This is a genomic window from Kitasatospora sp. NPDC001261 (genome assembly GCF_042896795.1).
GTDB lineage: Bacteria > Actinomycetota > Actinomycetes > Streptomycetales > Streptomycetaceae > Kitasatospora.
Genome location: NZ_JBIAXP010000014.1, coordinates 71467 through 86926, shown reverse-complemented (window position 1 = coordinate 86926; position 15460 = coordinate 71467). Strand labels below are relative to the sequence as shown.

Genomic DNA, 15460 nt, shown 5'->3' with positions numbered 1-15460 from the left:
ATCTGTCAGCTGTCATCTGTTATCTGTTCGCTGTGATCTGTTCGCTGTCATCTGTCAGCCGTTCGCTGTCACCCGCGCCCCGCGCGCCCCCGAACCGTCCGCAGCACCCCGTACGCCGCCAGCGGCAGCGCCACCAGCAGCGCGGCCCAGAAGGCCCCGTGCCCCCACAGCCCAGCGATCGCCCGGAACAGCCCCTCGAACACCGGGATCCGCAGCGCCTCGACCGGGCCCAGCGGATCCGGCCAGGCGCCCAGGAACAGCGTGGCCGGGACCCAGAGCACGAACAGCCCCTTGGCGGTGGCCGGCGTCCCGAGGGTGCTGACCAGCGACACCACCGCCAGCAGCAGGACGAACCCGGCCTGGTAGTCCGCACCGCCCTGCCCCGTCCCCCAGGAGTCGGGCGTCGGGTGCGCCCCGGTGGCCGCCAGCCGGACCTCGACCGCCGCCCACAGCAGCAGCACCAGCACCGCCGTCGTCCCGAGCGCGAACCGCAGCCGGTCGCGCGCACCGGCGCCGCCCGTCCGCCACCGCCCGGACGGCGCGCTCCCCGCCCGCTCGGCGGTGCCGGCCCCGGACGGCCCCGCGCCCCGCACACCCCGCACACCCCGCACGCCCCGCACGCCCCGCTCCCGCCAGGCCTCCCGGGCCTGCCTTCGGGCCTCCTGAGCCGGCTTCAGCAGCCGGTTGGCGGCCCGCTCGATCAGGACGAGCGAGACGACGGTCGCCACCACCGCCGCGATGCCGGCCCAACTCCCCATCCCGCCCTCGAACACCACGACCCGGTCGGCCACCGACGGCGGCGTCTCCAGCACCGTCATCGGCGGTCCGAGCCGCAGGTAGCCGATGGCGAGGGCTCCGGCGCCGGTGAGCAGCGCCGTGCCGATGCCCACCCGGGCGGGGAAGAAGGCGATCACGGCGGCCGCGACCAGCCCCGCGCCGAGCTGTCCGGCCACCTGCCGGGCCGCGTGCTCGCCGGCGTTCCGCAGGGGGCCGCCGAAGGCGCCGGCGGGCGAGAGGTCGAGCTTCTCCCCCGCCTCGACCGGGTAGCGGAGCACCGCGCCCGCCCACAGCAGCAGCCCGAAGGCGAGGAGCAGCAGCAGGACCGCCCCGGCCCGGCGCGGCAGCGCGGTGCGGGCGTGCGGCCACCAGGCCGCCAGCTGCTCCCGCCGGTCCTCCCAGCCCGTCGGCGGCCGGCGGCGCCGGTTGAGCCAGAGCCGGGCCACCCGTCCCTCCTGTCGCACCCCGGCCTCCGGTTCGGGCCGCTCGGGCCGTCCCCGGCCGCGCCGCCGCAGTGCCTCCGCCGCGACCAGGGCCGCCCGTCCGGCCGGCTGCGCCGGGTCGGCGCCCACCGCCCGTCGGCGCAGCGCGGACCAGTGGCGCCGAACCACGTCCCGGGGAGTGGCCGCCGCCGGGTCGGGCGCCGGCTTGCGGGCCACGGTCCGTACGGCGGTGCGGGCGCCCGCGCCCACGGCCAGCGCGCCGTCCACCACCGAGGCGGCCACCGCGGCGGCGAGCTCCGACACCCGCCCGGGCAGCGGCAGTCGGTGCAGTGCGGCGGGCAGCGGCGAGAGCCGGCCGAGCAGCCGCGCGCGCTCCTCGGGCCGGATGCTCAGCCAGACCGCCTGCCGGTGCGCCTCCTCGCGTTCCTCCGGGCTGAGCCCGTCGCCGCCGCGCCGGCCGCCGCCGACGGTGCGGGCCAGCCGGTCCACCTCGGCCAGCACCTCCGGCAGTGCGGCCAGTGCTAGCAGCCGCGAGCAGTGCTCGCCGGCGCACTCGGGGTGGAAGCAGTCGTAGCGGGCGACCACGGCCGGCACCCCGCCCCGGACGAGTTCGTCGATCAGCTCGGCGCCGTCCGGTGCGGTGACGACGCGTTCCAGCCCGGTGGTGTCGATCGGCCGGTCGCGATAGTGGGGGACGGCGCCCGGGACGAAGGCGGCCCCCAGGGCGAGCACCGCCACCGCGGCCACGGACTCGCGCCGGGAGCCGGGCGCCTTGGCCACGTCGGAAAGGTAGTGCAGGTCGAAGACGGTGTCCTCGACCTCGTCCCGCAGCCAGTCGCGCACCCGTTCCGCTCCCCCGGTGGCCAGCCAGCGGGCCGCCGCGCCGGAGTTCTTGAGCAGCGCCTCGGTGAGCCGGACCGGGTCGGTGAACGGGTTGCCGAGGAAGGTGACCGGCCGGTGGGCCCTGGCCTGCGCCTGCGGTCGGCGGCGGATCACCTCGGGGGTGCCGCCGGCCAGCCAGCTGCGGACCTGCGGGGCGGTCCAGCGGTCCTCCGGCATCTTCGTGAACAGCCCCTGGAGGAGCAGCAGTTGGCGCGGGTCGCGGACGGCGCTGAGGTCGACCTCCTCGCCCATGACCAGTTCCAGTTCCAGCTCCTGGTCGTCCGGGCGCTCGCCGTCCGCGCCGACGAAGCGGGGGCGGCCGACGAACAGTTCGTACAGCACGTTGCCGAGCCCCCACCAGGGCCCGGCCTGGTGGTTCTTGCCCGCCAGCTGCTCGGGGGCCATGTAGGCGACGGTGACCATCATCGCGGAGGTGAACCGGCGGCTGTCGGTGAGCCGGTCGACGCCGCCGAAGTCGGCGATCACGAACTCCCCGGACCCGCTGCCGGGGCGCACCAGGATGTTGGCGGGCTTGAAGTCCAGCGGGTTGCGCTGGATCCGCTGCTGCCAGAAGTCGAGCAGGGCGACCAGCTCGTAGACGATCTGCTCGGTGGTCCGCCGGTCGCCCTGCCCGCCCGACCGCCACAGCCCGGCGACGTGGGCGGCGAGGGTGACCGGCAGGTACTCCATGGCCACCCAGTCGACCTGGGCGCCGTGGTGGCGGACCCGGCCGAAGTCGATCAGCTGCGGGACGTGCCGGCGGAAGCCGTCGTGGCCCAGGTGGGAGAGCAGGTCGTGGTCCATCGGCTGGCCCGCGACGGCCACCTTGACGGCCGCGTCACCGCCGCCGTCGGTGCGCCGGACGTACCAGACGGTGCCCTCGGAGCCGGCTCCGGCCCGGCCCAGCGGGATGAAGCGGCTCCGCAGGGCGTCCGGGAAGACGCCCTCGAACGGACCGCCGGTGTCCGGGGCCCCGCCGAACCCGTCCTCGGGGCCGGCCGGGCTCCCGCCCGCACTCCCGCCGCCGCCTCCCCCGGCCGGGGCGGGGCCGCCGGGCCCGATGCCGTCCTGCCAGGAGGACGAGCCGGCCCCCGAGCCCGACCGGGGCCGGACGACCTCGGTCACCGCCTCCGAGTCGGTACCCGGCGAACGTCCCGAGTGCCCCGAGTCCCCCGAACTGCCCGAGCCCCCCGGCCGGAGCTCGGTCGGAGCGTGCGGGTCGAACCTCGGCCCGGTGTCCGGCCTGCGGCGGGTGGCCGCCTCCGGGTCGTACCGCGGCTCGTTGCCGGACACCCGACGCGTCGCGGCCTCCGGATCGAAGCGCGGCGGGGCGGCGGGCACCCGACGGGTCGCGGCCTGCGGGTCCACCCGGGCCCGCGGGGTCGCGCCGAGCCGGGACGACCGGTCCGGGGCGTCCTCGGAGGCACGCCAGCGCCCCCGCGACCACCGCTCCACCCTGCTCCCCGGCGGATTCCCCGGCTCGGCTCCGGCGGCCGACCGGGGCCTCGGCCCGCGCCGACCGCCCTCGGCCGGGTCCGCGTCCTCCGTCGTGCCCATGCGACGCTCCCCTCCCCCGCAGCCCGGACCGGCGCGGGGCCGTGACCATGGGCGCACCGGTTCCGGGGTGGATTGTGACGCGTCATCATCCCTCATGGCGGGCGCGGGTGTCGGCCGCTTTCGCGGATCAGGACCGACCCATCGCAGGACCGGTACGCAAGCGCGATCCCCGACGGGGAACCGGCCGCTGTCGACGCCTCGGCCGCCACTGCCCGTACGGCGGTCGGGCCGACGCCGCCGCCGGAGCGGAGCAGGACCGGGCGGGAACGGACCGGCCCCCGAGCGGAACTCGAGCCGGCGTCCAGCCGGCCCTCCTCAGCGCTCCTCGACCGGGCGCCCCAGCGGTTCCTCCACGATCCGCCGGGCGATCTCCTCGGGCCGCACCGGGCGTCCGAAGTGCCAGCCCTGCGCCCAGTCGCAGCCCATGGTCCGCAGCCGTTCGGCGTCCCGGTGGGTCTCCACGCCCTCGGCGGTGACGTTCAGCCCGAGCGCGTGCGCCATCGACACCAGGCCGCTGACGATCCGCCACCCGGTGGACTCGTCCTTCCCCGGTTCGTGCAGGTCGCCGACGAATGAGCCGGCGATCTTCAGCCCGGAGACCGGCAGGTCGCGCAGGTAGGCGAGGTTGGACCAGCCGGTGCCGAAGTCGTCCACGGCCAGCGACACCCCGAGGTCGACCAGCCCGTGCAGGGTGCGCAGCGCCTCGTCCTCGGGCCCGACCACGGTCGACTCGGTGATCTCCAGCTGCAACCGGGCCGGGTCCAGGCCGGTGCTGTCGAGGATCCGGGCGAGGTCGGTGACCAGGGCGGCGCTGCGGGCCTGCCGGACCGCCAGGTTGACGTTGAGCTGCGGGGCGGCGTCGCCGTACCGCTTGATCCAGTCCGCGGCCTGGCCGCAGGCCTGCTCCAGCACCCAGCGGCCGAGCGGCATGATCAGCCCGGTCTCCTCGGCGGTGGTGACGAACTCGTCCGGGCCGAGCACGCCGAGCTGCGGGTGGCGCCAGCGCACCAGCGCCTCCACGGCGGCCAGCCGGCCGTCCGCGAGGCGGTAGAGCGGCTGGTAGTCGATGAAGAACTCGCCGCGGTCGAGGGCCGCCGGCATCCGCACCGACACCGCGTAGCGGCTGACCGCCCGGGCGTTCTCCTTGGGGTCGAAGAGCGTCCAGCGGCCGCGGCCGGCCTCCTTGGCGCGGTACAGGGTGAGGTCGGCGGCCCGGACGGCGGCGCCCGGGGTGGTGGTGGACACCCGCCGCTCCAGCACGCCGACGCTGGCGCCGACGGCGAGCTTGTGGTCGCCGATCAGCACCGGCCCGGCCAGCGCCTTGAGCACGGTCTTCGCGGCGGCCACCGCCTCCTGCTCGCCCCGGCACTTCTCCAGCAGGACGACGAACTCGTCGCCGCCGAGCCGGGCCACCAGGTGGCCGAGCGGGGTGAGGGCGGCCTTCAGCCGGGCGGCGACGGCGGCCAGCAGCTGGTCGCCCATGTCGTGGCCGAGGCTGTCGTTGACCACCTTGAAACCGTCGAGGTCGACGTAGCAGAGGCCGAAGCGGGCGCCCGGCTCGGGCTCCTCGAACAGCTTCTCCAGCCGCTCGAAGAAGGCCGCGCGGTTGGGCAGTCCGGTCAGCGGGTCGTGGGTGGCCTGGTGGCGCAGCCGCTCCTGGAGCCGGTAGCGGTCGGTGACGTCCTCCAGCATCGCGACCTGGTACTGCGGGATGCCGTCGTCGTCGCGGATCAGCGAGACGGTCAGGTGGGTCCAGATCACCTCGCCGTCCTGGCGGTAGTACGGCTTGTCGAACTGGAAGTAGTCCCGCTTGCCGCTGATCAGCTCCTCGTACGCCTCCCACACGCCGGGGGTGTCCTCGGGGTGCACCAGGTCGCCGACCCGGCGGCCGATCATGTCCTCCGGGCCCGCGCCGAACAGCTCCTGGAGGGCCTTGTTGACCGCCATGATGTTGCCGTCGGTGTCACCGATGCCGATGCCGATGGCGGCGCTCTCGAACAGCGCCCGGAACCGGGCCTCGGAGGCGCGCAGCGCCCGCTCGGCCTCCTTGCGGGCGCTGTCGGCGGCGGTGCGGATCGCCTCCTGCTCGGTCAGCGTGCGCTCGCGCAGGGCGGCCGCCCAGCCGGCCGCGAAGGCGCCGGTCAGGGCCGGGCCGCGGTCGTCCTGGACGGGCTGCGCCTGGAGCAGCTCGACCGCCCGGGCCAGCAGCACCGGGTCGGTGAAGTGCGCGTCGACCAGGTCGGCGCCGGCCTGCGCGGCCAGCCGCGGCTCGAACGGCTCGTCCTCCTGGGCGCGGTGCAGCAGCGCGGCGGTGCGCGCGACCAGCCGGCCGAGCAGGCCGGGGTGGACGGCGGTGCCGTGGTCGGCGGAGAGCAGCCGGGCCCACTCCTCGTGGAACCGCTCCGCGTTGCCGCGCACCGGGGTGGTACTCATCTGCTGAACCTGGTTCCTCTGGTGTACGCGCCGGTTCCGGCGGGCCCGGCAGGCCTTGCGGGCCGAGCGGGCCGGGCAGGCCTCGCGACGGCCGCCGCGCGGGGCGTGCGGCCGTCGGTGCCTCGTCCGTCGCGTCCGCTCAAGGGCGGATCCCCACGCCCGCCACCCCGGCGATCCGCTCGGGGTGCTCACCGACCGTACCCGGCTGGTCCGGACGCCACAGCGGCAGGTGCACCACGCCCGGCTCGACCAGCTCGAAGCCGGAGAACATCGCGGTGATCTGCTCGTGGGTGCGCATGGTCAGCGGGGTCGGCGTCCGCTGGTAGAGCTTCTGGTGGTCCTCGGCCTGGTCGGGGCGGCTCTCCAGGGCGGCGTGCGAGAGCACCAGCGCGCTGCCGGGCGGGAGGGCGTCGCGGACCGTTCCGATCAGCCGCCACGGGTCGTCCTCGTCGCCGACGAAGTGCGCGACGGCGACCAGCAGCACGGCCACGGGCTCGCCGGCCGCCAGCAGCTCGGTGACCTCGGGGCGAGCCAGCAGGTCGTCGACGTCGCGCAGGTCGGCCTGGGCGACGGCGCAGTCGTGGTCGTCCTCCAGCAGCAGGCGGCTGTGCGCGACGGCGACCGGGTCGCGGTCCACGTAGACCACCTTGGCCTCGGGGCGGATCGCCCGGGCGATCTCGTGCACGGCGCCGAAGGTCGGGATGCCGGAGCCGATGTCCAGGAAGCGGGTGACGCCCTGCTCGGCGAGGAAGGTCACGGCGCGGCGCAGGAAGGCGCGGTTGGAGCGCATGATCTGCGGCAGCTCCGGCCACATGGCGATCGCCTTGCGGGCCATCTCCCGGTCGACCTCGAAGTTGTGCGAGCCCCCCAGGTAGTAGTCGTAGACCCGCGCGGCGTTCGGTTTGTCCAGGTCCGTACCCTCCGGTACCCAGCTCGGTCGCCGCATGCCTGTGACTCCTTCACTCCGGTTTCTGGGGTCGCAGCGCCCAGGGGATGCTGCCGTGACTGATGAGACTACAAGCACAGAAGATCCTCCCCCGCACCCCGAACGGGTGCAAGCGGAGTGCCTCCTTCCTCCCGGACGGGCGCTTCCGGAAGATTCACCTCCGGTTACCGGCCGTGCCACGGACCAACTCGGCAACGGTCCAACGGCGTTCACCCCTCGGAGCGACCGGCCCGGACTAGGGTGGGGCCGTGGACCCCAACCACTACCGATTCCGGGGCGTCTGGCGGCTCGCGGCTCCGGCGACCGCCGTGTACGCGGCCCTCGAGGACGTGCGGAGCTATCCGCTGTGGTGGCCGGAGATCCGCGAGGTCCGACCGACCGGCGAGGACTCCGGGGACGTGGTGGTGCGCGCGCTGCTGCCGTACCAGTTGGTGATCGGGCTGGCGGCGAGGCGGCGCGACCCGGCCGCCGGGGTGCTGGAGGTGGCCATGCGGGGCGACCTGGCCGGGTGGTCGCGGTTCACGGTGACGCCGGACCTGGCGGGCGGGGCCGGCGAGGCGGGTGGACCGAGCGAGGCCCGCGGGCCGGGCGGTCCGGGCAGCCGGGTGCTGTTCGAGGAGGAGACCCGGCCCGGCAAGCCCATGCTGCGCCGGCTCGCCCTGCCGCTGCACCCGCTGTTCCGGGCCAACCACGCGGTGATGATGCGCCGTGGGCGGCGGGGGCTCGCGGCGTACCTGGCGGGGGCGGCGGCGGGGTGACGGGCGTCGGGCGGGGCGACGGGCGCCGGAGGACGGATGGCGGCGAACAGATGACAGACGACAACTTTCAGCGAACAGATGACAGCTTTCGAAATCTGTCATCTGTTCGCGACACCCCCGGCCCCGCGCCCACCGACGTCCCCGCCCCCGGCTTCGGCTTCGACGCCCCCTTCGACCGCACCGGCACCGGCAGCAGCAAGTGGGCCCGCGCGGACGCCCCGGGAACGATCGCGATGGGCCTCGCCGACATGGACCTGCCCGGACCGCCCGCCGTCGCCGAGGCGCTGGAGCGGCGCGCCCGGCACCGCGCGTACGGCTACACGGTCTGCGACCCGGCCGGCCGCGCGCTGGTGGCCGACTGGTACCGCACCCGGCACGGCGCCGCGGTCGACCCGGACTGGGTCCTGCTGCTGCCCTGCGGCCCGCGCACCGCGCTGCGCCTCCTCCTGGAGACCGTACGGCCGCAGGCCCCCGTCCTCTTCCCCACCCCCGAGTGGGGCGGCTTCGCCCAGCTCTGCCGCGCGGCCGGCCTCCCGTACCGCGAGCTGCCGCTGCACCCGGCGCACCCGCCGCAAGTACCGCACCCGGGCCCGAGCGGCTACCGGCTCCCGTCGGGCCCGCTCCCCCGCCCCGTCGGCGCCGTACTGCTGAGCAACCCGCACAACCCCTCCGGCACGGTGTGGCCGGCCGACGCCGTGCGCGCGCTCGCCGCCCGGGCGGCCGAGAGCGGTGCGCTGCTGGTCTCGGACGAGGTGCACGGCGACCTCACCCACCCCGACCGCGCCCACCCCGTCGCCGTCACCACCGCCGACCCGGCGCACCGGCCCCTCGTCGTCACCCTCAACTCCGTCGGCAAGACCTTCAACTGCTCCGGCATCCCCAGCAGTTTCGCCCTCGTCCCCGACCCCGGGCTGCGCGCCCGGTTCACCGAGGCGCTGGCCGGCTACGGCCTCTGGGAGGGCGGCCTGCTGGAGCAGACCGTGCAGCAGGCGGCGCTGCGCGAGGGCGGGCCCTGGCTGGAGGCGCTGATCGCCCACCTGGTCGCCGCCCGCACCCGGCTGACCGACCGGCTCGGGCCCGCCGTCCGCGCCACCCCGCGGGCCTCCTATCTGCTCTGGCTGGATGCCGCCGCGCTCGGCCTGCCGCCCGCCGACGCCCGCCGGGCACTGCTGGAGCGCTGCGGTCTGGAGGCCTCCGACGGCGCCGACTTCGGGCCCGGCGGCCGGGGTTCGCTGCGCCTGAACTACGCCCTGCCGGGGCCGGTGCTGGCGACCGTCCTGGAGCGGCTGGAGCGCCTGTGACCCCGGCACGTGCCCCGACCGGGTACGGACCGCTCCCTGCCCGCCGGTCGGCCTGACAGCCCCGAACTCACCCGTTCGCCACAGCTCTGACCTGCGAAAACGAACGTTCACACGATTTTTGCGGGGCATCCCCGCATGCTCCGTAGCAGACTGGGCAAAGTAGACCGGGCCGCAATCGTGATCCCGAGGATGGTGAGTCCGGTGATACCGGTATCCCGCACCACTCCGCCCGACCGGCAGAGCACGCCAACACCCCCGCCGGGGGTGACCCCGTTGACCGAATCGGGGGCGCGCAGCCACGTGTCGGGCGTCTGCTTCAAGATCGGACCGCCCCGTCTGGTGGGGGTGGAGGTCGAATGGTTCGTCCATGACGATCGATGTCCGTCCCGCCCCGTACGACCGGAACTGCTCCACGCCGCACTGGAGTCGCTGCCACTCGGCGGACCGGACGGCGTCTCCCTCCCCTCCGGTTCGCGCCTCACGCTCGAACCCGGCGGACAGGTCGAGCTCAGCTCCCCGCCCGCCACCGGCCTCCTGGCCTGCGTCGAGGACACCCGACGCGATCTGACCGCCCTGCGGGCCGCCTTCGCGGCACAGGGCCTGCGACTCACCGGCACCGGGACGGACCCGTACGCCCGCCCCCGACGGATGGTGCTGGACCACCCCCGCTACCTCGCGATGGAACGCTTCTTCGACTCCGCCGGGCCCTGGGGCCGCATCATGATGACCGGCACCGCGTCGGTGCAGGTCTGCCTGGACGCCGGCGAGGCGGACGGGCCGCACGCGGTGGAGCGCCGCTGGCGACTGGCTCACCGGCTGGGCCCGGTGCTGGTCGCCGCATTCGCCAACTCCCCGACACTGGACGGTAGTTCGACCGGCCATCGGTCCACCCGGCAGGCCGTCTGGTCCCGGATGGACCCGACCCGCACGCTCGCCCCGGAGCCGGACCACGGCGACCCGCGCGAGGCCTGGGCACAGTACGTGCTGGACGCCCGAGTCCTGTGCGTGCGAAGGCCCGAGGGCCTGCCCTGGACGGCCCCGACCGGGCTGACCTTCCGCGACTGGATCCGCGGCGCGGGCGAACGCCCGCCCACGCTCGACGACTTGGACTACCACCGCACCACCCTCTTCCCACCGGTGCGCCCGCGCGGCCACCTGGAGCTGCGGATGATCGACGCCCAGCCCGGGGACGGCTGGGTGGTAGTCGCCGCGCTGGTCACCGCGCTGCTGGACGACCCGGTGGCCGCCGATGCCGCGCTGGCCGCGCTGGAGCCGCTGGAACGCACCGACGGTCCGCGCCCGCCGCGCAGCGAGGTCTGGCGCCGGGCCGCCACCCTGGCCATGGCCGACCCGGAGCTGCGCCGGGCCACCCTCACCTGCTTCGCCGCCGCCGACGCCGCACTGGGCCGCCTGCCCGGCGCCGGTCAACTGCGCACCGTCGTCGCCGAGTTCGCCGAGCGCTACCCCGCGCGCGGCCGCTGCCCGGCCGACGACCAGCTGGACGCCCTGCGCTCCGGCACCCGACCCGCTCCCCCGGAGGAGGCCGCACCATGACCGACGTCCGACCCCACGGGGGCACCGAGGCGGCCGGCCCGGACCGCAGCACCGGCCCGACCGCCGCCACCGCCACCCCTGACGCCGCCGCCATCGGCACCGAGGCGCTGCGCGAGAGCATCGCCACCGAGCTGCTGGCCGCCCGCGCCCGCACCGCCGCGCTGACCGACTGCGTCGGGGACGGCGACCTCACCGCCCAGCACTCCCCGCTGATGTCCCCGCTGGTCTGGGACCTCGCACACATCGGCAACCAGGAGGAGCTCTGGCTGCTGCGCAACGTCGGCGGCCGCGACCCGATGCACCCCGAGATCGATCCGCTCTACGACGCCTTCCAGCACCCCCGCGCCGAGCGCCCCAGCCTGCCGCTGCTGCCGCCCGCCGAGGCCCGCGCCTACGCCCACGAGGTGCGCGGCCGGGTGCTGGACCTGCTGGCGGCGAGCCCGCTGGAGGGCGCGCCGCTGCTGGACGCCGGGTTCGCGTTCGGGATGATCGCCCAGCACGAGCAGCAGCACGACGAGACGATGCTGATCACCCACCAGCTCCGCCAGGGCAAGCCGGCCCTGGCCGCCCCACCGCCGCCGCCCGCGCCCGCCGACGCGGCCGCCCTGCCCGCCGAAGTCCTGATCCCCGCGGGCCCGTTCACCATGGGGACGGACACCGAGCCGTGGGCGCTGGACAACGAGCGCCCGGCGCACACCGTCGACCTGCCGGCCTTCCTGCTGGACACCACCCCGGTCACCAACGCCGCCTACCAGCGGTTCATCGCGGACGGCGGCTACGACGACCCGCGCTGGTGGACTCCGGAGGGCTGGGAGCACCGCCGCCGCGCCGACCTGACCGCCCCGCTGTTCTGGCGCCACCAGGACGGCCAGTGGATCCGCCGGCGCTTCGGCACGGTGGCGCCGGTCGAGCCGGACGAGCCCGTCCTGCACGTCAGTTGGTACGAGGCGGACGCGTACGCCCGGTGGGCCGGCCGGCGGCTGCCGACCGAGGCCGAGTGGGAGAAGGCGGCCCGGCACGACCCGGCCACCGGCCGCTCCCGCCGCTACCCCTGGGGCGACGGCCCGCCCGGCCCCGAGCACGCCAACCTCGGCCAGCGCCACCTGCGCCCGGCCGGGGCGGGCAGCTACCCGAAGGGCCGGTCCCCGTACGGGGTGGGCCAGTTGATCGGCGACGTGTGGGAGTGGACGGCCAGCGACTTCCGCCCCTACCCGGGCTTCCGGGCCTGGCCGTACCGGGAGTACTCGGAGGTGTTCTTCGGCCCCGAGCACAAGGTGCTGCGCGGCGGCTGCTTCGCGGTGGCGCCGGTCGCCTGCCGGGGCACCTTCCGCAACTGGGACTACCCGGTCCGGCGGCAGATCTTCGCCGGGTTCCGCACCGCCCGCGACCTGGAGGCGGACTGATGTGCCGTCACATCGCCTACCTGGGCGAGCCGGTGGCGCCCCGGGAGCTACTGGTGCACCCGCCGTACGGGCTGTACCGGCAGTCCTGGGCGCCCCGGGTCCAGCAGTACGGCACGGTCAACGCGGACGGCTTCGGCCTCGGCTGGTACGCGGACGGCGACGAGGTGCCCGCCCGCTACCGCCGGACCGGGCCGATCTGGGCGGACGAGGCCTTCGCCGACCTCGCCCGGGTGATCCGCACCCGGGCACTGCTGGCCGCCGTCCGGTCCGCCACCGAGGGCTGCGCACCGGGCGAGGGCGCGGCCGCGCCGTTCGCCGCCGAGCGCTGGCTGTTCAGCCACAACGGCGCGGTGGCCGGCTGGCCCGGCAAGCTGGACGCGCTGGCCGCCCTGCTGCCCCCGGCCGAACTGCTGGACCTGGAGGCGCGCACCGACTCGGCGCTGCTGTGGGCGCTCACCCTGCACCGGCTGCGGGACGGCGCCGGGCCGGGCGAGGCCCTGGCGGGCACCGTCGCGGACGTCACCGCGCACACCACCGGGCGGCTCAACCTGCTGCTCACCGACGGCGCCTCGATCGCCGCGACCACCTGGGGCGACACCCTGTACCACCGCACCCTGCCGGGCCTCGGCACGGTGGTGGCCTCCGAACCGTACGACGACGCGCCGGGCTGGACGTCCGTCCCCGACGGTTCGCTGCTGCTGGCGGACTCGCGCGGCGTCACCGTACGCCGCCTTCCCGGCCGCGACTGATCCCCACTCTTCTTTCACCTTCTGAACAGAGGAACCACCCTGTCATGGACACCTTCGAACTCACCCGACTGCTGCCCGCCGACCACTTCAGCACCGCGCTGCGCCACGACGTGCAGCACGGACTGACCGCGCGGCCCAAGTGGCTGCCGCCGAAGTGGTTCTACGACGCGCGGGGCAGCGAGCTGTTCGAGGAGATCACCCGGCTGCCCGAGTACTACCCGACCCGGGCGGAGCGGGCCATCCTGACCGCCCGGGCCGGCGAGATCGCCGCCGCCACCGGGGCCCGCACCCTGGTGGAGCTGGGCTCCGGCTCCTCCGAGAAGACCCGGCTGCTGCTGGACGCCCTGCGCGCGCTCGGCACCCTGGAGACGTACGTCCCGGTGGACGTCAGCGAGAGCGCGCTGACCGCGGCCGGCGCCGCCATCTCCGCCGAGTACCCCGGGCTCGCGGTGCACGGCGTGCTCGCCGACTTCACCGCCGGGCTCGGCCTGCCCCCGGAGGGCGGCCCGCGCCTGGTCGCCTTCCTCGGCGGCACCCTCGGCAACCTGCTGCCCCTTGAGCGCGCGGCCTTCCTGCACGGCCTGCGCACCGCCCTCGACCCGGGCGACTTCCTGCTGCTCGGCACCGACCTGGTCAAGGACCCGGCGGTGCTGGTCGCCGCCTACGACGACTCCGCCGGGGTGACCGCCGAGTTCAACCGGAACGTGCTGAACGTGCTCAACCGCGAGCTGGGCGCCGACTTCGACCCGGACGCCTTCGAGCACGTCGCGCTCTGGGACGCCGAGCAGGAGTGGATCGAGATGCGGCTGCGCTCGCTGCGCGCGCAGTCCGTGAAGATCCCGGCCCTGGACCTGCCGGTGCACTTCGCCCGGGGCGAGGAGCTGCGCACCGAGGTGTCGGCGAAGTTCCGCCGGGAGCGGGTGGCCGGGGAACTGGCGGCGGCCGGGCTGCGGCTGAGCCACTGGTGGACCGACCCGGAGGGCCGGTTCGGGCTCTCGCTCGCCTCGCCGGCCTGACCGCCTTGCCCGGACGGCCCAATTTGCTTGTTCACCTTACGAATTCTCAGAGCGAAACTTGAGGTTCCCGGTGTACAAGACTTAAACGAATAGGGGTTACGATCTCGGCTACCGAGCTCAGCGTTGAGTACCAGGAGTCAGATCGTGAGCGTCACCCAGAAGCCCTCCGGGGCGGTCGAGGCCCCCGCGCCCGGCCGCCTCGGCTTCGTCGTCTTCATCACCGCGGCAGCGGCCCTCGGCGGCTTCCTGTTCGGCTACGACAGCTCCGTGATCAACGGCGCCGTCTCCGGCATCCAGGAGAAGTTCGGCGTCGGCAGCGGCGTGACCGGTCTGATCGTCTCCTCGGCCCTGCTGGGCTCGGCGGTCGGCGCCGCGGTCGCCGGACGGTTCGCCGACCGGTACGGCCGCATCAAGGTCATGAAGGCGGGCGCCCTGCTGTTCGCGATCAGCGCGGTCGGCTCGATGCTGCCGTTCTCCGCCTGGGACCTCGCCCTCTGGCGCGTCCTCGGCGGCGCGGCCATCGGCATCGCCTCGGTGATCGCCCCGACCTACATCGCCGAGGTCGCGCCGACCAAGTACCGGGGCCGGCTGGCCTCCTTCCAGCAGGCCGCGATCGTGCTCGGCATCGCGATATCCCAGCTGGTCAACTGGGTGCTGGCGCAGGCGGCCGGCGGCGACACCCGCGGCCGGCTGCTCGGCCTGGAGGCCTGGCAGTGGATGCTCGGCATCTGCGTCGTCCCGGCCGCGGTCTACTTCGTGCTCGCCTCGGTGATCCCCGAGTCCCCGCGCTACCTGATCCAGGCCGAGCGCCTGGACGACGCCCGCAAGGTGCTCGCCGAGGTCGAGGGCGAGGGCGTGGACACCGACGCCCGGATCGCCGAGGTCCAGGCGCTGATCGCCTCCGACCACCGCCCGCGCTTCCGCGACCTGCTCGGCGGCCGCTTCGGCCTGCTCCCGATCGTCTGGGTCGGCATCGGCCTGTCGGTCTTCCAGCAGCTGGTCGGCATCAACGTGATCTTCTACTACTCGTCGATCCTGTGGCAGTCGGTCGGCATCGACCAGGGCAACTCGCTGCTGATCAGCTTCGTCGGCTCGGTGATCAACATCCTCGGCACCGTGATCGCGATCGTGCTGGTCGACCGGGTCGGCCGCAAGCCGCTCGCCCTGATCGGCTCGGCCGGCATGGCGGTCGCGCTCGGCACCGCCGGCTGGGCCTTCTCCTCGGCCACCGGCAGCGGGGACAACCTCACCCTGCCCGACCTCCAGGGCACCGTCGCGCTGGTCGCCGCCAACGCCTTCGTGCTGTTCTTCGCGATGTCCTGGGGCGTCGTCGTCTGGGTGATGCTCGGCGAGATGTTCCCGAACCGGATCCGCGCCGCCGCGCTCTCCGTCGCCGCCTCCGCGCAGTGGATCGCGAACTGGGTGATCACCGTCTCGTTCCCGTCCATGTCGCGCTGGAACCTGTCGGCGACCTACCTGATCTACGCCGCCTTCGCGGCGCTCTCCATCCTCTTCGTGGCGAAGTTCATGAAGGAGACCAAGGGCGTCCGGCTGGAGGACATGGGCTGATCCGCCCGTCGGCCCGACAACCTCTCGGCCCCCGTACCCCCGGCGCGATCAGCGCGGGGTGCGGGGGCCGAA

10 protein-coding genes are annotated in these 15460 nt (G+C 74.9%); 7 read left to right on the top strand and 3 right to left on the bottom strand.

Going from position 1 to position 15460, the window contains the following annotated elements; all coding sequences use genetic code 11:
• Positions 1-68: 68 nt before the first annotated feature.
• The 3 genes from ACFY4B_RS20000 to ACFY4B_RS19990 form a co-directional block, all read right to left on the bottom strand.
• Complete coding sequence (locus tag ACFY4B_RS20000; RefSeq protein ID WP_387969412.1) at positions 69-3659, bottom strand: hypothetical protein; 3591 nt, start codon at positions 3657-3659, stop codon at positions 69-71.
• 315 nt (positions 3660-3974) lie between these two features.
• Positions 3975-6092 (bottom strand): bifunctional diguanylate cyclase/phosphodiesterase, encoded by a 2118-nt coding sequence (locus ACFY4B_RS19995; protein ID WP_079272470.1) that lies wholly within the window; start codon positions 6090-6092, stop codon positions 3975-3977.
• 139 nt (positions 6093-6231) lie between these two features.
• Positions 6232-7038 carry an SAM-dependent methyltransferase gene (locus ACFY4B_RS19990; RefSeq protein ID WP_049659216.1) on the bottom strand — a complete coding sequence of 269 codons (807 nt, stop codon included), beginning with the start codon at positions 7036-7038 and terminating at the stop codon, positions 6232-6234.
• A 248-nt stretch (positions 7039-7286) separates the two neighbouring features.
• Between ACFY4B_RS19990 and ACFY4B_RS19985 the strand changes: the two genes are divergently transcribed.
• The 7 genes from ACFY4B_RS19985 to ACFY4B_RS19955 all read left to right on the top strand — a co-directional run bounded on the left by ACFY4B_RS19985 (position 7287) and on the right by ACFY4B_RS19955 (position 15388).
• Positions 7287-7796 carry an SRPBCC family protein gene (locus ACFY4B_RS19985; protein WP_387969410.1) on the top strand — a complete coding sequence of 170 codons (510 nt, stop codon included), beginning with the start codon at positions 7287-7289 and terminating at the stop codon, positions 7794-7796.
• Between the two features lie 50 nt (positions 7797-7846).
• Positions 7847-9097: an aminotransferase class I/II-fold pyridoxal phosphate-dependent enzyme gene (locus ACFY4B_RS19980; RefSeq protein WP_387969408.1), complete on the top strand. Its 1251-nt coding sequence runs from the start codon at positions 7847-7849 to the stop codon at positions 9095-9097.
• A 273-nt stretch (positions 9098-9370) separates the two neighbouring features.
• On the top strand, positions 9371-10651 hold the full coding sequence (gene egtA / locus ACFY4B_RS19975) for an ergothioneine biosynthesis glutamate--cysteine ligase EgtA (protein WP_387969405.1): 1281 nt from the start codon (positions 9371-9373) through the stop codon (positions 10649-10651).
• Positions 10648-12054 carry an ergothioneine biosynthesis protein EgtB gene (gene egtB / locus ACFY4B_RS19970; RefSeq protein ID WP_387969402.1) on the top strand — a complete coding sequence of 469 codons (1407 nt, stop codon included), beginning with the start codon at positions 10648-10650 and terminating at the stop codon, positions 12052-12054. The genes egtA and egtB overlap by 4 nt, the downstream gene beginning before the upstream one ends.
• Positions 12054-12803 carry an ergothioneine biosynthesis protein EgtC gene (gene egtC, locus ACFY4B_RS19965; protein ID WP_387969399.1) on the top strand — a complete coding sequence of 250 codons (750 nt, stop codon included), beginning with the start codon at positions 12054-12056 and terminating at the stop codon, positions 12801-12803. Before egtB ends, egtC begins: the two co-directional genes overlap by 1 nt.
• A gap of 44 nt (positions 12804-12847) precedes the next feature.
• On the top strand, positions 12848-13819 hold the full coding sequence (gene egtD / locus ACFY4B_RS19960; RefSeq protein ID WP_074004338.1) for an L-histidine N(alpha)-methyltransferase: 972 nt from the start codon (positions 12848-12850) through the stop codon (positions 13817-13819).
• 141 nt (positions 13820-13960) lie between these two features.
• Positions 13961-15388, top strand: coding sequence for a sugar porter family MFS transporter (locus ACFY4B_RS19955; RefSeq protein ID WP_387969740.1), 1428 nt, complete (start codon positions 13961-13963; stop codon positions 15386-15388).
• The last annotated feature ends 72 nt before the right edge of the window (positions 15389-15460 follow it).